The organism is Catellatospora tritici (assembly GCF_019083965.1).
GTDB lineage: Bacteria > Actinomycetota > Actinomycetes > Mycobacteriales > Micromonosporaceae > Catellatospora > Catellatospora tritici.
In genome coordinates, this window is sequence record NZ_JAHRCY010000005.1 from 496,325 (window position 1) to 515,389 (window position 19,065).

Sequence of the window (19,065 nt, forward strand, 5' to 3'; positions counted from 1 at the left end):
CCCGGTGCGCGGCTGGGGCGGAACAGCCCCGGCTCCCGGATCCGCGTCGCCGCACCCGCAGCGAGCAGATCTGATGGATGAGTGTAAATGTCAGTACGCGCAGCGTCCAGCGATGCTTTATCCACTTTCGTGTGATCGGTGGCACTGGTTAGGGTTCGGTCATGACGACGCCACGCGACCAGCGACGGGTGTTCGGCGAGGTCGCCGACGCCTATGACGACGTACGGCCCGGCTATCCGGCGGAGGTACTGGACCGGATCGTGGCCTACGCGGGCGGCGTGCCGACGAGCGTGGCGGAGTCGGGGGCGGGCACGGGCAAGGGAACTGCGCTGCTGCGTACCCTCGACACGCCTTTGATCTGCGTGGAGCCCGACCCGGCCATGGCCGGGGTGCTGGCCCGGCGCTTCGCCGGGGACGACCTGGTGTCGGTCGTGGTCAGCCGGTTCGAGGACTGGACGCCGCCGCCGGGCGGCGTGGAACTGCTGGCCAGCGCCCAGGCGTGGCACTGGGTCGACCGCACCGTACGCACCCGCCTGGCCGCCGCGGCGCTGGCCCCGGGCGGGGTGTTCGCCGCCTTCGGACACGACTTCGGGTTCGCCGACGACGAGCTGAAGACCGCCATGGACGCGGTCTACCAGCGGCTGGCGCCCGAGATCGCCGACAAGCCCGGCCTGCCCGCCAACGCGCAGCACCCCGACTCGTTCCACCTGTCCGAACTACACGTCTCGCCGCTGTTCACCGACGTCGAGCAGCAACTGGTCGTCAGCGTGGTGCCGTACGAGACCGCCCGCTACCTCACCCTGCTGACCACGTTCTCCGGCCACCGCATGCTGCCCGAGCAGCGACGGCACCGCCTGCACCAGGCGCTGGCCGAGCTGGTCGACGAGCGCGGCGGCGTGGTGGAGCAGAAGCTGACGACCGCCCTGTGTCTGGCGCGCCGGACCGGGTCCGACCGGGCGTGAACCTGGCCGGACCCGGGATCCGACGGCTATGCAGGAAGGGTCCACTGCTGGTTGGTCTGGGTGTTGCAGGTCCAGACCTGCAGCTTGGTGCCGTCGGCGGTGCCCTGCCCGGTCGCGTCCAGACACTTGCCCGTCACCGGGTTGGTCAGCCGCCGGGTCGTGGCGTTGTAGGTCCACTGCTGGTTGGCGTTGTTCGCCGTGCAGTCCCAGAGCTGCACCTTCGTACCGTCGGCGTTGATGCCACCGTTGACGTCCAGGCACTTGCCCAGCGCACGGATCGTGCCGTCGGTCCCGACGGTCCACGACTGCGCGCCGGTACCGTTGCACGTCCAGATCTGCAGCTGGGTGCCGTTGGTGCTGTTGGAGCTGGGCACGTCGACGCACCGGCCGCTACCGACTCCGGTGATCGCACCGGTACGGGAACCGCCGCCACCACCGCCACCGATGCTGAACTCACCCCGGTTGAACACCCGCGAGTGGAAGTACGACGCCTGCACGGCGGCGTTGTTGTTGTACGCCGGGTCGGTGAGCCACTCGGCCCACACCATCCACCAGGCCCACCGGGGCTGGGCGTTCATGATCGTCGGGCTGGGCACCCGGCCGACCTCGGCCAGCGCGATCGGCTTGCCCCCGGCGATGTTGAGCATCGCCTGGTAGTCGGACTGGCTCGGCTCCAGCTTCACCCAGATGTCCAGCGACGCGACGTCGACGTAGGACGCACCGGGCCAGTAGTCGGCGATGGAGCCCATGTTGACGTCTTTGACGTTCCACACCCAGACCAGGTTGTTCAGGCCCTGACCGGTGAAGTAGTCGTAGGTGATCTGGTACAGCTTGCGGCTGCCGTTGGCACCCGGGCGCCCGCCCCACCACGACCAGCCCTCGTTCATCTCGTGGACCGGCCGGAACAGCACCGGCACCCCGGCACTCTGCAGCTGCCGCAGGTACGGCAGCGCCTCGGCGAGCCGGTTCTTGTACGCGTTGTTGAGCCCGCTGCCGTTGGTGACCAGCTCGTTCCACTGCGCGTCGGTCAGGTGGCTCTTGATGTTGTTGTCCCAGTTGCAGGTCGACCCCATCGTCGGCGGACACATGTGCCAGGTCAGCGCGACGACGGAACCGCCCTGCCACTGCCGGATCGCCTCGTTGACCATCGTCTGGCGGGCGTTGACGTCGGCGGAGTCGAACAGGAAGTCACCGCCCCACAGACCAGGGGTCTGACCGGTGATCGACTGCGCGACCCGGGTGTACTTGGTCGGGTCCGAGTTCGGTTCGCGGTTGTGCTGCCCGGACAGCATGTTCTGCCCGGAGATGCCATTCAGGAAGCTGACCAGCTGGGCCCGGGTCGAGGCGGGGAACGCCTGGGCCGGGGCGGTCGGGGCCAGGACCAGAGCCAGTGCCATGGCCCCGAACAGGGCCAGCGCCCGGCGCAGGGCCGGCGGTCCGGTTCGGTGCGTACGGTCGCGCATGGGTGGTACCTCCTTGTGGGGGACGGGGAGGATCAGATTCCGGGTTCGGCGCAGTACGCCGTGCCCTCACCGGAGACGGTGAGGGAGTCATGGCGGGCAGGCAGGAAGATCGACTGCCCGGCGTGCAGGGTGATGCTGTCCCCGGCGGTGACAGCGCCCCGCGTGCACAGCAGGATTCGCGGCAACGCCCTGGTCAGTCGCAGCGTGCCGCCGGTGAGGCGGTGTAGCCGGAACTGCGGGCAGTGCGGCCGGTAGGCACCGGTTTCGTCCGCGACGACGTGCTCGGGCTGGGCGGATACGTCGGTGACGGCCAGCAGCGCGGGGACGTCGACGGGCTTGCCGGTGAGTCCGGCGCGCAGCACGTTGTCGGAGGCGCCCATCACCTCGACCGCGAACCCGCCGAGATAGGTGTGCAGGACTCCGGCGGGCAGGTACAGCGCCTGCCCGGGAGCGAGAGTGTGGCGGCGCAGCAGCAGCGGGGCGAGCACGGCCGGGTCGTCGGGGTGCTGGTCGGCCAGCCGGGCGGTGGCGCCGAAGTCCTGTCCGCCCAGACCGCGTGCCGCCGCCGCGACGGCGGCGACCAGGCCGTGCCGCGCGGGTCGCGGCCAGGTCAGCACGGTGTCCAACGCGCCGGTCAGGTCGCCTCGGGCGAGGGCGGCGACGACCGGGCCCAGCTCCGGCAGACCCAGGCGGGCCAGCAGGTCGGCGGCCTGCGGTCCCTGGCGCATCCCGGCCAGCGCGCTGAACTCGGTCAGCGCGACGACCATCTCGGGTTTGGCCGACGCGTCGGCATAGTGCGGGTCGCGGCGGGCGTACCCCTGGCGGGCCTGCTCGTCCGATGGGTGGACCTGCAGGGACAGCGCCCGGCTCGCGGACAGCAGCTTGAGCAGGAACGGCAGCCGGGGACCGAAACGGTCCACGGTCGCCGCGCCGAGCTCGCCGACCGGGTCGGCGCCGATGACCTCGGCCAGCGTGTACGTCCGGCCGCCGCGTTCCAGGGTGGACGGCCCCGACGGGTGGGCGCCGAGCCACAGCTCGGCCATCGTCCGTCCCGGCGGCAGCCCGAGCAGGGCGGGCAGCTCGGTCGTCGAGCCCCAGTCATAGTCCTTGACGGGGTTGGTGAGCAGATCCATCGGTCCTCCCTCCGGACTAGACGGGTACGCCCGCGAGGGCGAAGGCGAGCGCGGCGGCGCCGTACAGCCCGGCATCGCGGTCGAGCGTGGTGGGGGTGACCGTGACGTGGCGCAGGAAGCCCAGTCCGGCCTGCTCCGCCAGCGCCCGGCGCAGCGGACCGAACAGGACCTCGCCGGCGGCGGCGACCCCGCCGCCGACCACGACGGTGTCGATGTCGACCAGCGCGGCGGTGGTGCGGATCGCAGTGGCCAGCGCCGCCGCGCCGCGTGCGAACGCCAGCCGCGCCACCGGGTGCCCGGCCGACGCGGCGGCGCTGAGCGCCTTGGCGTCGGGCCCGGTCCAGCCATGGGAGCGGGCGAACGCGGTCATGCTCGGCCCGGACGCGATCGTCTCGACGCACCCGGTCGCCCCGCACCGGCACAGCGGACCGGCCGGGTCGATGCTGATGTGGCCGATGTGCCCAGCGTTGCCGGACCGCCCGAAGTACGGCTCCCCGTCCAGCACCAGGCCGCCGCCGATGCCGGTCGACACGACCACGCCGAGCATCGACGGGGCGGCGGCGCCGTGCCAGTACTCCCCCAGCGCCATGCACTGGGCGTCACCGGCCAGCCCGACCGGAAGCCCGGTGAGCTCGCCGACGACGGAGGTGAGCGGGTAGTTGCGCCACGCGCCGATGTTGACCGGGCTGACCGTGCCGGCGGCGGCGTCGAGCGGACCGGCCGAACCGATCCCGACGCCGATCAGCCCGTGCGGGTCGAATCGGTCGATCAGGTTCGCCAGGGTCGCCGAAGGATCGGCGCCCAGGGGCACCTCGGCGCGGGCCGCGATGCTCCGGTCGGCGCGCACGGTGGCGGCGGCGAAGGTGGTGCCGCCGATGTCGACGGCCAGCACCGCGCTCATGGTCTGGCCTCGTTCACGGTCCGCAGCACCGGGTACGCCAGCAGCAGTGCCGGGTCCAGGGGCCGGTCGGTGGTGACGTGGAAGGTGACGCTCTCCCCCGGCAGCAGTGTGACCAGTTGCTCGTCGACGGTGGCGGCCGGGTCGAGGCGGTCGGGGAACAGGGCGAGTTCGCGCAGCAGCGTCAGCGCGGTGATGTGCACGGCCACGCCGTCGGCGGTCGGCTCGACAGTGGCGTCGAAGTCGGCGACCGGATAGTCCATGACCGGATCCTCGGCGAACATCCGCATCGCCCGCAGGCCGTCGGCCTCGGCCAGCAGCAGCTCTCGGGACGGGTCGCCGGGCACCGCGACGGCGTCGGCCAGGCGGACCTGGACGACCGAGCGAGCGGCGACCACGACCGCGACGGCGTCCTTTGCCAGGGGCTGGCCGTGCACGTCCAGGCGGGCCAGGGTCAGGTCCGTCCGCCACGGCTGGTCGGTGTCGTTGACCACGGCCAGGCCGTCGTCGTGGAAGGTGAGCAGCCGGTCGGCGTAGGAGCGGCGCAGCTCGTACCAGAGCGGTTTGCGGCGGGCGTCGCCGTCGACGGCCGCCCATGAGGTGACCGGCCAGCAGTCGTTGAGCTGCCACACGATCGTGCCCATGCAGTACGGCATCAGCGCCCGGAACCGGTTCACCCCGTACGCGATGGCGCGGGCCTGGTTGAGCTGGGTGTAGTAGTGCCAGTCGGCGAAGTTGTCCGGGCGCGGCAGGTGCTCGCCGAGGCCGCGCAGCAGCTTGGTGTTGCCGTCGGTGGCCTTCTGGTGGTGCGTGATCCCCGGCGAGTCTGGTGCCAACGGCTCGTCGGAGACCGAAGCCCGCAGCGTGGCATAGGTGGGCGGACCCTGGAATCCGAACTCCGCCACGAATCTCGGCGTGTAGGTGCCGTAGAACGTGTAGTCCTCCCGACCCCACACCGTCCAGATGTGGATGGTGCCGGTCGACGGGTCGTGCACGTCCCGGTCCGGGGTGCCCGAGTACGGGCTGCCCGGCCAGTACGGCCGGGTCGGGTCCAGCTCCGCGACCACGCGCGGCAGCAGGTCGAAGTAGAACCCGGCGCCCCAGTCGCGCCCGGCCAGCGGCTCGCGCCAGTCCCAGTGCTGGTAGCCCTCGATGTTCTCGTTGTTGCCGCACCAGATGACCAGGCTGGGGTGGCTCATCAGGCGCACCACGTTCTCCCGTGCCTCGGCCTCCACCTCGGCCCGCATGAGGTCGTCCTCGGGGTAGGCCGCGCACGCGAACGGGAAGTCCTGCCAGATCAGCAGGCCCAGCTCGTCGGCCAGGGCGTAGAAGTCGTCGGTTTCGTACAGGCCGCCGCCCCAGACCCGCAGCGTGTTGGCGCCCGCGTCGATCGCCTGGCCGAACCGCCGCGCCAGGCGGTCGGGGGTGACCCGGTTCGGGAAGCAGTCGTCCGGGATCCAGTTGAAGCCCTTCACGAACACCGGCCGCCCGTTGATGATCAGCCGGAAGGCGTCGGGGTCCAGTTGCACCGTCCGGAACCCGATCTTCCTGGTCCAGCTGTCGGCTCCGGCGGTGACGGTCAGCGGGTAGAGCGGCTGCTCGCCGTACCCGCGCGGCCACCAGAGGCGGGCATCGGGCACGTCCAGCCGCAGCACCGCCTCGTCCTGCCCGGCCGGGAGCACCGCCTCGGCGGTCCGGCCCGCCACGGTGGCGGTCACGGTGACCGGGGCGTCGTCGGTGCGCTCGACACGCACGTGCAGGTCCACTCCGTCGGCCCGTACCTGCGGCCGAACCTCGGCGAGCCGCGTCCCGGACCACGAGTGCAGGCTCACCGGCCGCCAGATCCCGGAGGTGACCAGGGTCGGGCCCCAATCCCAGCCGAAGTTGCAGGCCATCTTGCGGATGAATTGGTATGGCTCGTCGTAGGGCCCCGGCAGCGGCCCGTATGCGGCCTGCCGCTCGTCGGTGTAGTCGTACGGCGCCCGGAACACCACCTCGAGGGTGTTGGCGCCCTCGACCAGCAGCGCACCGACGTCGAGGCGGTAGCGGCGGTGCATGTTGGCGGTGTCGGCGATACGCACGCCGTTGAGGTGGACGGCGGCGACCGTGTCCAGGCCCGCCAGGACCAGGTCGGTGCGGACCGCCCCGTCCGGCCGCCAGTCGAAGGCGGTGCGGTAGCTCCAGTCGGTGCGCCCGATCCAGGTCAGCCTGGTCTCGTTGTCGTCGCGGTAGGGGTCGTCGATGAGTCCCGCCGCGAGCAGATCGGTGTGCACGCAACCGGGCACGGTCGCGGCGACAGAGGTGATGTCACGGTCGCCCGTGATGGCCGACAGGGTCCAGCCGTCGTGCAGGCGGCGGTAGGTGCTCACAGTTGTACTCCTTCGACGAACGCCCCGGCCGTTCGGATAAGCTTGTTTACAAAACCGTGTAAGTGAATCGAATGTAGAGCCACGACACATCGGTGTCAATAATCGATGTCTAGCGATTTTATGAGGTAAAGACCCCGAAAAAGGCAGCCGGAACCGAGCCGCCGCCTCCGCGGCGACCCACTGAACCGAGAAATGCGCCTACTTCGCGGCCCCGGAGGTGAAGCCGTTGTAGATGAACCGCTGCAGCAACAGGAAGATGACCAGCGTCGGCACGATGACCAGGACCGCACCGGCGGAGATGGTCTCCCAGTGGGCGCCGAACGGCCCCTTGAACCGGAACAGCGACGTGGAGATGGTGCCCAGCTCCGGCGACGGGTTGTAGAGGAACGGGATATAGAAGTCGTTGTAGACGGTGATGCCCTTGATGATCACGACGGTGGCGATGGCCGGTTTGAGCAGCGGGAAGATCACCGTACGGTAGATCTTGAAACTACCCGCGCCGTCGATGCGGGCCGCCTCGTCCAGCGACACCGGGATGCCCCGGATGAACTGCTGGAAAATGTAGATCGCGACGATGTCGGTGCCCATGTAGAGCAGGATCGGCGCCCAGCGGGTGTCGAACAGGCCCAGCGCGTCCACCACCTTGAACGTGGCGACCTGGGTGGTCACCGCGGGCACCAGCGTGGCGACCAGGAACGCGGCCACCACCAGCTTCTTGAACCGGAAGCTGAACCGCTCGATCGCGTACGCGGCCATCGAGCCGATCACGACGGTGCCGGTGATCGAGAACAGCAGGATGAACGCCGTGTTCCCGAACGCGGCCGGCATCTCGCCCTTGGTGAAGGCGGTGGCGTAGTTGGAGAAGTTGAACCAGTCGCCGGGCGGCGAGAGCGTGTCGCCTCCGGCCATCTCCCGCTCGGTCTTCAGTGAGGTGAGAAAGATGGTCAGCAGCGGCAGCAGCACCACCGCCGACGCGGCCACCAGGGACAGGTACTTGAGGGTCACCGCGACCGGCCGCAGGAACGCGGCCCGGCGCTCCCGGCGGTCGAAGGCGGCCCGTGCGGTGCTCGACTCGGTCATGGCCGGTCAGCCCTCTCGTCCGGCACCAGGCGCCGCTGCACCCAGGTGATCAGCAGGATGATGGCGAGCAGCACCACGGCCATGGCCGAGGCCAGCCCCATCTTGTTGAAGTCGAAGGCGAGCTTGACGGTCTGGATGACGAACGTCTTACTCTCGCCGAACCCCCGGGTCATGATGAACGGGATCTCGAAGACCGACAGCGAGCCCGAGATCGCCAGGATGACGCTGAGGCCGATGATGGGCCGGATGCTCGGCGCGATGATGCCGCGGAACACCTGCCACTTTGTGGCTCCGTCGATCTCGGCCGCCTCGTGCAGCTCGGCCGGGATCGACTGCATCGCCCCCAGGAACAGCACGAAGTTCAGGCCCAGGAAGCGCCAGACCGACACCCCGGACAGCGACACATTGACCAGGTCCGGGTCGCCCAGCCACAGCTGCTGCGGGTGTACGCCGACCAGCGCCAGCACCGAATCCAGCGTCCCGCCCTCCTTGAAGAAGTAGAGGAACACGAACGCGACCGCGACCCCGTTGATCAGGTACGGGAAGAACAGCAGCCCCTTGAACAGGTTCCGCATCCTCGTCCTGAACGTCAGGATCGTGGCGAAGTACAGCGCCACGACGATCTGCACGGCTGCCGCGGCCAGGTAGAACAGGCTGACGAAGAAGACGTGGAACAGGTCCGGCCGGGTGAACAGCTCCACGTAGTTGTCCACGCCGACGAAGCTCTTGTCCGGGCTGACGCCGTCCCAGTCGGTGAAGCTGTAGGAGATCATGTTCGCGACCGGGACGTAGGTGAAGGCCACCAGCAGCACCAGTGCCGCCGCCAGGTACGCCCAGGGGGTCAGTCGGCGGACCCAGGTGGCTCGGTGCGTCGGCGGTGCGGCCGTCGGCAGCCGCGTGTCGACGGGCGCCGCCGGTGCCGGGTCGACCCGGGGTCCGGTCTTGAGGTCGGTCATGCGGTCTGCGCCCTTCCGAGTTCTGCCCGCTGGTTGAGGAGGTGCGGGGACCGGTCGGCCCCGCTTCGGCCGTACCGGCCCCGCACCACGTGTGGGATCGGTCAGCCGACGTTCTTGGCCGCTTCGGACCAGCGCTTGGCGAGGTCGGCGAAGATGGCCGCGAGGTCGCCCTTGGCGGCACCGCGCGCGACGTCGATCAGGTGCTGGCGGTACTCGGGCTTGCCGATACCGACCTCGGAGAGGTTGTCGATCTCGCTGACCTTGGCCGCGTTGACCTGGGCAAGGTCGATGAACTGCACCCCGGCGTCGGTGAACGGCTTCAGCGCGCTGGGCAGCGGAGCGCCCTTGAGCGCCGACACGGCCTGGTTGACCGCGGCGGTGTCGGACTTCTCCAGGATCCAGTCGATCCACGCCCGTGCGGCGGCCTTGTTCGGGGAGTGGATGTTCACCGCCGACTGGTAGTCCGGCGCCACCACCGAGCAGAACTTGCCGCCGACCTGGGCCGGAAAGGGCATGTAACTGATGCTGTCCGGGTTCTTCCCCGCCTTCTTGGCCGCGTCCTGCATCTGCACCAGCGACCACGAGCCCAGCCACATCGTGGCGATCTTGCCGGTCGCCAGTAGACCCTTCGAGTCCTCCCAGTTCGTCGTCGTCGGGTCGGACTCCGACAACCTGTTCTTCACGATGTCGAACAGCAGGGTGTCCCCGGTGTTGAGGTCGCCACCGGCCGCCCACGGGTCGGTCGTGGGCAGGTTGTCGCTGGCCTTGGCGTCGCAGGTGGCCGAGCCGAGCACCGACGACCACGAGCTGAGCGGCCAGCCGTCCTTGTAGTTGGTGTAGTACGGCGTCGCGCCGGTCTTGGTCTTGATCGCCTGCAGGGCGGCCAGGAACTCGGTGGGCGTCTTGGGCCACTCGGTGATCCCGGCCGCCGTCCAGACGTCCTTGTTGTAGACGAAGCCGTTGATGAACGAGAAACCGGCCAGGCCGTAGATCTGGTCACCGACCTTGCCCTTGCCGGTGCCCGCCGCGGTGTACTTGGACTCGAGGTCCGCCGCGCCGCCCAACGAGGCGAAGAACTTCGGGTAGTCGGTGGTGACCACCGAGTTCGGGATGAGCAGGACGTCACCGTACTTGTCGGTGTTCATCCGAATCTTGACTTCACCCTCGTAGTCCGTCACGCCCTCGAACTTGACGTTGACGTTCGGGTAGTCCTTCTTGAACAGGTCCGCGTACTTCTGCATGGTGCCGTCGGTGACCAGGTCGGTGCGGTTTGTCAGCACGGTGATGTCGCCGGAGACCTTGGCCGGGTCCGCCGGAGAGAGCGCGCTGTTGTCGGCCATACCGGCATCGCCGCCACCGCCGCAGCCCGCGGCCAGCAGCGCCGCGGCCAGCAGCACCGCGGCGAGCGCACGTCTTTTCATGTCCACAACTCCATCTCCGGAAACGCCTGCTGGGGCCGGAGATGCGGCCACGGCGTCCCTGCTCGTCAGTCGAACTTACGCGCTTACTGAACCGAGTAAGTGCCCAGACTTTACGACCGGGTTTCACACCTGTCAACGCGACGACGCCAAGCCATCACGGACGCCACCCGAACCACCGACCCTCAGCTGCCCCAACGCTTTCGCGACGGCCACCCACGGCGGGATGCGCAGCGCGCGAGGGCACCTCCGCGCGACCGCACATCTTTCCAAGTGCCGCCACTGCGGTACGATTAGTGAACCGAGAAAGTTCAGGCGGTGCGCCGCAACGGGATACGAGGGCCTTCGTGAAACGACCGACCATCGCCGACGTCGCCAAAGCGGCGGGCGTGTCCAAGGGCGCCGTGTCCTACGCCCTCAACGGCCAGCCCGGCGTCTCGGAGGCCACTCGCACCCGCATCCTGGCCGTGGCCGACACCCTCGGCTTCCGCGCCAACAGCGCCGCCAGGGCACTGGCCGGAGCACCCTCCAACGTCGTCGGGCTGACCCTGCACCGCCCGGCCAAGACCCTCGGCGTGGAGCCGTTCTTCATGGAGCTGGTCAGCGGCCTGGAGGCGGAGCTGTCGATCCACTCCTACGCGCTGCTGCTGCAGATGGTCTCGGGCAGCGACCAGGAGATAGCCGTCTACCAGCGGTGGTGGAGCGACCGAAGCGTCGACGGCGTCCTGGTCTGCGACGTACGCGACGGCGACCCGCGCATCGAGGCCCTGTCCCGACTGGGCATGCCCGCGGTCGTCATCGGACCGCCCGCCGCCAGCGGCACCCTGGCCAGCATCTGGTCCGACGACGGGGTGTCCCTGGTCGAGGCGGTCGAATACCTCGCCGCGCTGGGGCACCGGCGCATCGCCCGCGTCGGGGGGCTGCCGGAGCTGTCGCACACGGCGATCCGCAGCCAGACCTTCGCCCGGCTCGCCGAGCAGCTGCGGCTGGAGAGCGCGGTGACCGTGCCCACCGACTACACCGGCGAGGACGGCGCGCGCGCCACTCGGCGCCTGCTCAGCTCAGCCAACCGCCCCACCGCGCTGATCTACGACAACGACATCATGGCGATCGCCGGGCTGGCCGTCGCCCAAGAGATGGGCCTGACCGTGCCGGGCGACCTGTCGATCATCGCCTGGGACGACTCACCCATCTGCCGCCTGGTGCATCCGCCCCTGACCGCCCTGACCCGCGATATCTCCGCGTACGGCACGCACGCGGCGCGGCTGCTGCTCGCCGCGATCGACGGCAAACCGGTCACCGACGTGCACGACGAGCCCGCGCACCTGAGCCCGCGCGGCAGCACCGCTCCCCCACCGGCCGCACCTCGGACGACTTCCGCGCGCAAGCGAGCGGCACGGGCCGACGCCTGACCCCGCCCCTTATCGATCGACGCCGACCTATCCAGAGGACCGGCTTCGCGATAATCGTCTCCAGATGCGCCGGCGTCGATTCAAGGCGGGGTGGCGGGCACGGGTGCCGCGGCGGCTATCCCCGGATCGGGCCGGTGCTCTCCCGCACCACCAGCGATGCCACGTGGTCGAGCACGGTCCGCGCGGGCAGCCCCGCCACCACGTCGAACAGCAGCCGCGCGGCGTGCGCGCCGTAGGAGACGATGTCGCGGCGCAGCACCGTCAGCGGCGGATGGACGACCTGGCACAGCGGCGAATCCTCGTACGCCACCAGCGACAGGTCGCCCGGCACGGTGAGGCCCATCTCCGCGGCCACGGCCAGACCCGCCACCGCCATCACGTCGTTGTCGTAGCAGATCGCCGTCGGCCGCGCCCGGGCGCTGAGGATGCGCCGGGTGGCCTGCGCCCCCGCCTCCCCCGTGTAGTCGGAGGCCAGGACCGCGCCGTCGACGCCGGACTCGGCGCAGGCGGCCAGGAACGTCTCGTTGCGCAGCTTGGTGTGCAGCATCTCGGCCGGACCGCCGACCCTGGTGATCCGGCGGTGGCCGAGCGCCGCCAGGTAGTGCACCGACTCCGCCACCGCCGTGGCGTCGTCGCTCCATACGCTGCTCAGGCGCGGCCCGGTCACCGGACCGCCGACGACCACGGCGGGCAGGTCGAGCGTCTCCATCAGCGCGACCCTGGGATCGTCGGCCACCAGGTCGCACAGCAGCACGCCACTGACCCGCCGGTCGGCGCTCCACCTGCGGTACACCCGCATCTCGGCGTCCAGGCTGTCGACGAACTGCAGCGCCAGCCCGATGCCGCGCGTCATCAGCTCCGACTGGACGCCGCTGATCAACTCCCGGCGAAACACCTCGATGTGGAAGGCCGCCGACGGCCTGCGCATGGTCAGCCCGACTGCGGGGACGGCCGCGCCGCGCATCGCCTGCGCGGGGCCGTTCGCGCTGAACCCGACCTCCCGCGCGATCCGCACGATCCGCTCGCGGACCTCGTCGGAGACCCCGGGCCGCCCGTTGAGCGCGTAGGACACGGCCACCCGGGAGACACCAGCCCGGCGGGCGATGTCCGCCATCGTGGGCTGACGTGCCATCGACCCTCCCCATGCCAAACCACCGGTGAGCATACCGTCACCGCGTCCGACGGGTCCGCGACCGCACAGCAGGCACGGCGGACCGTTCCGGAGTTGAATAGTTTGGAAGCACAACTTAGTGTCTGACCTATCCGCAATCGTCACTGCGCGGCGAGACGGCCTCCGGGCGGCTGCCATCTCGCGCGGTCCCCGTACCGAGGAAAGGTCATGACGCAACCTCTACCGCGATCTGCCCGATGGAAGGTCGCCCTGTTCAGCAGCGCCGTGACGCTGCTCGCCGCCGTCGGCGTCACCCTGAGCACCAGCGCGTACGCCGCCGCCGGGTGCCGGGTCGCCTACACCGTCCCCAACCAGTGGCCCGGCGGCTTCACCGCCAACGTCGTCATCACCAATCTCGGCGACCCGATCAACAACTGGAACCTGGTCTGGACGTATGCCAACGGTCAGAAGGTCACCAGCATGTGGAGCGCGAGCTACACGCAGCCCGCCGCCACGGTCGCCGCCACGAACATGTCGTACAACGCCGCCATCCCCACCAACGGCACCGTCCAGTTCGGCTTCAACGCCTCCTGGTCGGGCACCAACACCGCGCCGACCGCGTTCACGCTCAACGGCGTGGCCTGCACCGGTGCGGTCGGTTCGCCGAGCCCGTCGCCGTCGGTGTCGCGCTCGGCCGGCCCGTCACCGTCGACCAGCCCGTCGACCAGCCCGTCCCCGTCCACCAGCCCGTCCCCGACCGGCACCGCGATGTCGACCGTGGCCGCGATGCAGCCGGGTTGGAACCTGGGCAACTCACTGGACGCGACCGGCGCCGACGAGACCTCGTGGGGCAACCCGCTCATCACCCAGGCCCTGATCAACAACATCAAGGCCCAGGGCTTCAAGAGCATCCGCATCCCGGTCACCTGGGGCCACCACCAGGGCGGGGCGCCGAGTTACACGATCGAGGCCGCCTACCTGGCGCGGGTGAAGGAGGTCGTCGACTGGGCGCTGGCCGCCGACCTGTACGTGCTGGTGAACATCCACCACGACTCGTGGGAATGGATCGCCAACATGCCGGGCGACCACGACAACGTGCTGAACCGGTACAAGGCGATCTGGACGCAGCTGGCGAGCACGTTCCGCGCCTCCTCGGCGAAGCTGGTGCTGGAGAGCATCAACGAGCCGCAGTTCACCGGCAGCTCCGGTGACGCGCAGAACGCGACCCTGCTGAGCGAGCTGAACACGTCATTCCGCACCATCGTGCGGCAGTCCGGCGGCGGCAACGCCACCCGGCTGCTGGTGCTGCCCACCCTGCACACCTCCAGCGACCAGCCCCGCATCGACGAGCTGGTCAGCACGTTCACCAGCCTGAACGACCCGAACCTGGCCGCCACGGTGCACTACTACGGGTTCTGGCCGTTCAGCGTGAACATCGCCGGGTACACGAAGTTCGACGCCACCACGCAGCAGGACGTCACCGACAGCTTCGACCGGGTCTACAACGCGTTCGTCTCGCGCAACATCCCGGTGATCATCGGCGAGTACGGCCTGCTCGGCTTCGACCGCAGCACCGGCACCATCGAGCAGGGCGAGAAGCTGAAGTTCTTCGAGTACTTCGGCTACTGGGCCAAGACCCGCAAGCTGACCACCATGCTGTGGGACAACGGTCAGCACTTCGGGCGCACCTCGTTCACGTGGAGCGACCCGGAGCTGATCGCCCAGCTCAAGTCGAGCTGGACCACCCGCTCCGGCACCGCCGACACCGACCAGGTGTTCACCGCCAAGACGGCGGCGATCAGCGCCAAGTCGGTGACGCTGAACCTCAACGGGGCGACGGTGACGGCGGTCCGGCAGGGCAGCACCAACCTGGCCCTGGGCAGCGACTACACGGTCTCGGGCAGCACGCTGACGTTCACGGCCGCGGCGCTGACCCGCCTGTACGGCAGCCGGGCGTACGGGGTGAACTCGTCGGTGCAGGTGGTGTTCTCGCAGGGTGTGCCGTGGCGCATCAACTTCGTCACGTACGACCCGCCGGTGGTGTCCAACGCGAGCGGGACGACGGGCTCGTTCGCCATCCCGACCCAGTTCCGCGGGGACACGCTGGCCACGATGGAGGCCAAGTACGCCGACGGCAGCAACGCCGGTCCGCAGAACTGGACCTCGTTCAAGGAGTTCGACTACACGTTCACGCCCAACTACGGCGCGAACACCATCACGCTGAAGCCGGAGCTGTTCAACGACGTCAACGACGGCGCGAAGGTGACGCTGACGCTGCACTTCTGGAGCGGCACCCTGGTGACGTACTACGTCACCAAATCGGGCAGCACCGTGACCGGCTCCGTGAGCTGATCCGGGCACCTCGAACGGCGGGTCGGACCGGTCCGGCCCGCCGTTTCCATGCGCTCGCTCCGAAGTCCTGGCCGTCGTCGGCTACACCAACTCCGGGGCGTACGGGATCGTCGAGGACGTCGCCCCGGGCAGCGGCCACCGGTACCCGATGAGCCTGGCGAACCTCTCCTGGTGGGTGGGGAGCACGACCGGCCACACGGCCCGATTCCTTCGATACACTCGCGTTTATCGATGCGCTTCTTTCGTCCCCGATCCGAGGAGGCTCGATGTCCCGCTCCCGACCATCAGTTGTCACCAGGTGCCTGGCGCTCGTGTCCGCCGCCGTCACGCTCGGCGCGGTTCAGCTCGCAGGCGCCGCGCCCGCCGCAGCCGACGCGTCGACCGCCGCGACCACAGCGCCCGCCCTGGTCATCGGCAGCGACTTCCCCGACCCCGACGTCTCCCGCTTCGACGGGACCTACTACGCCTACTCGACCAACAACGGCTACGGCAACGTGCCCGTCGCGTCGGCGTCCTCGCTCACCGGCGCGTGGACCCGGCGCGGCAACGCCCTGCCCACCCTCGGCGCCTGGGCCAGCGGCGGCCTCACCTGGGCGCCCGACGTGTCCCGCCGCGCCGACGGCAAGTACCTGCTCTACTACACCGCCCGCAGCACCGGCGTCGGCCGCCAGTGCATCGGCGCGGCGCTCGCCACCTCCCCCATCGGCCCGTTCACCCCGATCGGCAGCCAGCCGCTCGTCTGCAACGGCGCCGAGGGCGGCGACATCGACCCGTCCAGCTTCACCGACAGCACCGGCGCCCGGTACTTGCTCTACAAGGACGACGGCAACGCCATCGGCCAGCCCACCAGCCTGTGGCTGCAGGGTGTCGCGGCCGACGGGGTCACCCTGCAGGGCGCCCGCGTGGAGCTGCTGCGCAGCGGCTGGGCCGAGGAGGCCGGTGTCATCGAGGCCCCGGTGCTGACCAAGGTCGGCACGCAGTACGTGCTGTTCTACTCCCTCGGCGGGTACGGCGGTGACGGTTACCAGACCAGCTATGCCACCTCGGCCGCGCTGACCGGACCGTACACGAAGGCGTACCGGTCGCTGATCACCACCGACAGCGTCAACGGCACCGTACGCGGGCCGGGCGGCGCCGACATCGTCCGCGACGCCGCCGGGGACGCCATCGTGTTCCACGGCTGGATCAACAACTACTCCGCCCGCGGCATGTACGTCGCCGCGCTGGGCTGGGCAGGCGGGTTCCCGGTGGTCCGGGGCAGCCGGGTGCGCACCGAGACCGAACGCGGCACGCTGAACCACTGCGTCGTACGCAACACCACCACCGCCTCACAGGGGCAGGTCGTGGCCAATATCGACTACGCCGACAGTTGGGTGGAGCTGAGCGTCTTCGCACCCCGGGCCGGTGCCTACACCGTCTCCGTCGCCTACTCGGCAGGCTACGGCGACGCCCAGCACACGCTCACGGTCAACGGCGGCTCGCCGACCACCGTGAACTACCCCAACACCGGCTGGGAGACCTGGCGGCAGGCACCGGTCGGGGTCAACCTGGTGGCAGGCTGGAACACGGTCCGCCTGACCTTCCTGTCCCGCTGGGCCGAACTGGACTACATCGAGGTGGCCTGACCCGGCGCGCACCGGCTCCGCGACCGGCGGGCCGGTGCGCCCGATCAACCCTCAGCAGGTTAGGCGGGTCGCGGCCGCCCGCACCGCGAAATGAGAGGCACACCGGGGACTCGCGCAGGTACGTTTCCGGGCGTGAGCAGGATCCTGTCAGTCAACCTGGCTGTGCCGACCCGCAATCCCGCCACGGGCGTGGGCCTGACGGGCATCAACAAGCGGCCGGTCAATCACCTGGTCACCGTACGCGCACCGGGGCCGAGGGCTACGGGGTTGCCCAGTGGCCTGGTCGGAGACCAGATCTTCGACACCGAGCACCACGGCGGCGACGACCGAGCCGTTTACGCGTACGCCCGCGAGGACTACGACTGGTGGCAGGCGCGGCTGAGCCGCCGGTTGGCAAATGGACTCTTCGGCGAGAATCTGACGACAGAGGGCCTCGACGTCAACGGTGCGGTCATCGGTGAGCGGTGGCGGGTCGGTCCGCGGCTGGTCCTTCAGCCGGTGTTCGGCCGTATCCCGGGCGTGACGTTCCAGCGCAGCATGGGTGAGCCCCGCTGGGCGAAGACCTTCGCCCGATCGGTCCGGCCGGGCGCGTACCTGCGAGTGCTGGAGCAGGGCGAGGTGCGGGCGGGCGATCCGGTGACCGTTGAGGACCGTCCGGCGCACGGGGTGACGATCGCGCGCGCTTTCCGTGCGTACGCGTCCGAACCGGAACTGCTGCCCGAACTGCTACAGCTCGCCGGGCTGCCTGACGATCTGCGCGACACCCTTGCGGATCGGCTTCTCCGGCGGCGGTGACACCGGCCGCGACCGTCGCTATCCGTGGATCCTGGATTCGGCCAGCTGCCAGGCCCGCGCGTCACCGCTCGCCGAGTAGGCCAGCACTGACGTGTGTGCGCGAATCAGGCCACGGAGCTCGTCCAGCTCGCCGGTCACCGCGCCGAGCGCTCGGGCCTGGACGAGCGTGTTGCCCAGTGCCGTCGCCTCCACCGGCCCGGCCAGCACCGGCAGTCCGCAGGCGTCGGCGGTGAGCTGACACAGCAGCGCGTTGCGCGCCCCACCACCGACGACGTGCACGACCTCGACGTCCTGCCCCGACAGCTCCCGTGCCTGCCGCACCGCCCGTGCCTGCGCCAGGGCCAGGCTGTCCAGGATGCACCTGGTCACCGCGGCAGGCGACTCGGGTACCGGCTGGCCCGTACGCCGGCAGGCTTGCCGGATCCGCGCTGGCATGTCTCCCGGCGGCAGAAACATCGGATCATCCGGGTCGATCACCGAAGCGAGGGCGGGCTCCCCCGCCGCCGCCCGTAGGAGCGCGTCGAGGTCCGTCGCGGACCCCGACGTGTTCCAGGTGCGTACCGACTCCTGGAGCAGCCACAGTCCCATGACATTGCGCAGGTAGCGAACAGTCCCGTCCACACCGGTCTCATTGGTGAAGTTCGCCGCCCGGCTGGCCTCGCCGAGCACCGGTGCCCGCAACTCGACCCCGACCAGCGACCACGTCCCGCAGGACACGTACGCGAACCGCGGCGTCGCCGCCGGCACAGCCACCACCGCCGACGCCGTGTCGTGCGACCCGACCGCGATGACCGGCACCGTGTGGGAGAGCCCCGTCTCCTCGGCCACCGCGGGCAGCAGCCGCCCGATCTCCTCCCCGGGTTGGCGCAGCTTCCCCAGCAGCGCCGGATCCAGCTCCAACGCGGCCAGTAGCGCCCCCGACCAGGTACGCGAGGTCGCGTCCAACAGTCCCGTCGTGGACGCGTTGGTGATCTCGGCGCCGTCGTTGCCCGTCAGCCAGTAGGCCAGCAGATCCGGCAGCAGCAGGAGCCGCCGGGCCTGGGCGAAGGACGGGGTGTCCCGTGCCGCCACGAGCTGGTAGATGGTGTTGAACGGCAGGCTCTGCAGCCCGGTGGTGCGGTAGAGGTGCTGGGCGCCGAGCTGGGCGTGTACCGCCGCCATCACCCCGTCGGTGCGATGGTCCCGGTAGCTGATCGGGTTGCCGATCAGGGCGCCGGTGCCGTCGAGCAGCCCGTAGTCGACGGCCCACGAGTCGATGCCGATCCCGTCGAGCCCCCCGGTACGGGCCGCCGCGGTGAGCCCGTCGAGGACGCCCCGGTAGAGGGCGAGAGCGTCCCAGTGCAGGGTCGGGCCGAGGCGCACGGGCCGGTTGGGGAAGCGGTGGACCTCGGTGAGGTCGAGCCGGTCCGGGCCGACCCGGGCGACCATGACCCGGCCGCTGGAGGCGCCGAGGTCGGCCGCCGCGACGGTGACGGTATCCGTGGCCATGGC

Annotated in this window: 14 protein-coding genes; 5 read left to right on the top strand and 9 right to left on the bottom strand. The window is 70.0% G+C overall.

From position 1 onward, the window contains the following. The first annotated feature begins 161 nt into the window (after positions 1-161). Positions 162-962 carry a class I SAM-dependent methyltransferase gene (locus KUA19_RS14560; RefSeq protein WP_217396567.1) on the top strand — a complete coding sequence of 267 codons (801 nt, stop codon included), beginning with the start codon at positions 162-164 and terminating at the stop codon, positions 960-962. Between the two features lie 26 nt (positions 963-988). Here the strand turns inward: KUA19_RS14560 and KUA19_RS14565 are convergent, their stop codons facing one another. From KUA19_RS14565 to KUA19_RS14595, 7 genes are all read right to left on the bottom strand, one after another. After that, on the bottom strand, positions 989-2,425 hold the full coding sequence (locus KUA19_RS14565; RefSeq protein WP_254549331.1) for a glycosyl hydrolase: 1,437 nt from the start codon (positions 2,423-2,425) through the stop codon (positions 989-991). A gap of 32 nt (positions 2,426-2,457) precedes the next feature. Further along, positions 2,458-3,558: a mannose-6-phosphate isomerase, class I gene (gene manA, locus KUA19_RS14570; RefSeq protein ID WP_217396568.1), complete on the bottom strand. Its 1,101-nt coding sequence runs from the start codon at positions 3,556-3,558 to the stop codon at positions 2,458-2,460. A gap of 16 nt (positions 3,559-3,574) precedes the next feature. Further along, complete coding sequence (locus KUA19_RS14575) at positions 3,575-4,459, bottom strand: ROK family protein (protein WP_217396570.1); 885 nt, start codon at positions 4,457-4,459, stop codon at positions 3,575-3,577. Then, positions 4,456-6,825, bottom strand: a complete 2,370-nt coding sequence (locus KUA19_RS14580) for a glycoside hydrolase family 2 protein (protein ID WP_308167452.1) — start codon at positions 6,823-6,825, stop codon at positions 4,456-4,458. Before KUA19_RS14580 ends, KUA19_RS14575 begins: the two co-directional genes overlap by 4 nt. Positions 6,826-7,023: 198 nt before the next feature. Then, positions 7,024-7,905 (bottom strand): carbohydrate ABC transporter permease, encoded by an 882-nt coding sequence (locus tag KUA19_RS14585; protein ID WP_217396572.1) that lies wholly within the window; start codon positions 7,903-7,905, stop codon positions 7,024-7,026. Continuing rightward, a complete protein-coding gene (locus KUA19_RS14590; protein WP_217396573.1) occupies positions 7,902-8,861 on the bottom strand; it encodes a carbohydrate ABC transporter permease in 960 nt (319 codons plus the stop codon). The genes KUA19_RS14585 and KUA19_RS14590 overlap by 4 nt, the downstream gene beginning before the upstream one ends. Before the next feature lie 101 nt (positions 8,862-8,962). Continuing rightward, the gene (locus KUA19_RS14595; protein ID WP_217396574.1) at positions 8,963-10,282 is read right to left on the bottom strand and encodes an ABC transporter substrate-binding protein; all 1,320 of its coding nucleotides are present in this window, start codon (positions 10,280-10,282) and stop codon (positions 8,963-8,965) included. Positions 10,283-10,626: 344 nt separating this feature from the next. On the opposite strand from KUA19_RS14595, the gene KUA19_RS14600 reads away from it, so the two are divergent. Beyond that, positions 10,627-11,691, top strand: a complete 1,065-nt coding sequence (locus tag KUA19_RS14600; RefSeq protein WP_217396575.1) for a LacI family DNA-binding transcriptional regulator — start codon at positions 10,627-10,629, stop codon at positions 11,689-11,691. Between the two features lie 115 nt (positions 11,692-11,806). Here the strand turns inward: KUA19_RS14600 and KUA19_RS14605 are convergent, their stop codons facing one another. Further along, entirely contained in the window at positions 11,807-12,823 is a 1,017-nt protein-coding gene (locus KUA19_RS14605; RefSeq protein ID WP_217396576.1) for a LacI family DNA-binding transcriptional regulator, read from the bottom strand. Between the two features lie 207 nt (positions 12,824-13,030). Here KUA19_RS14605 and KUA19_RS14610 point away from each other — a divergent pair, with 207 nt between their 5' ends. The 3 genes from KUA19_RS14610 (at position 13,031) to KUA19_RS14620 (ending at position 17,574) form a co-directional block, all read left to right on the top strand. Next, the gene (locus KUA19_RS14610; protein ID WP_217396577.1) at positions 13,031-15,154 is read left to right on the top strand and encodes a cellulase family glycosylhydrolase; all 2,124 of its coding nucleotides are present in this window, start codon (positions 13,031-13,033) and stop codon (positions 15,152-15,154) included. A 311-nt stretch (positions 15,155-15,465) separates the two neighbouring features. After that, a complete protein-coding gene (locus KUA19_RS14615; RefSeq protein ID WP_308167453.1) occupies positions 15,466-16,779 on the top strand; it encodes a family 43 glycosylhydrolase in 1,314 nt (437 codons plus the stop codon). Positions 16,780-16,911: 132 nt separating this feature from the next. Continuing rightward, positions 16,912-17,574: an MOSC domain-containing protein gene (locus tag KUA19_RS14620; RefSeq protein ID WP_217396579.1), complete on the top strand. Its 663-nt coding sequence runs from the start codon at positions 16,912-16,914 to the stop codon at positions 17,572-17,574. Positions 17,575-17,592: 18 nt separating this feature from the next. Here KUA19_RS14620 and KUA19_RS14625 read toward each other — a convergent pair whose 3' ends face one another. After that, positions 17,593-19,062, bottom strand: a complete 1,470-nt coding sequence (locus tag KUA19_RS14625; RefSeq protein WP_217396580.1) for a rhamnulokinase — start codon at positions 19,060-19,062, stop codon at positions 17,593-17,595. Between the last annotated feature and the right edge of the window lie 3 nt (positions 19,063-19,065).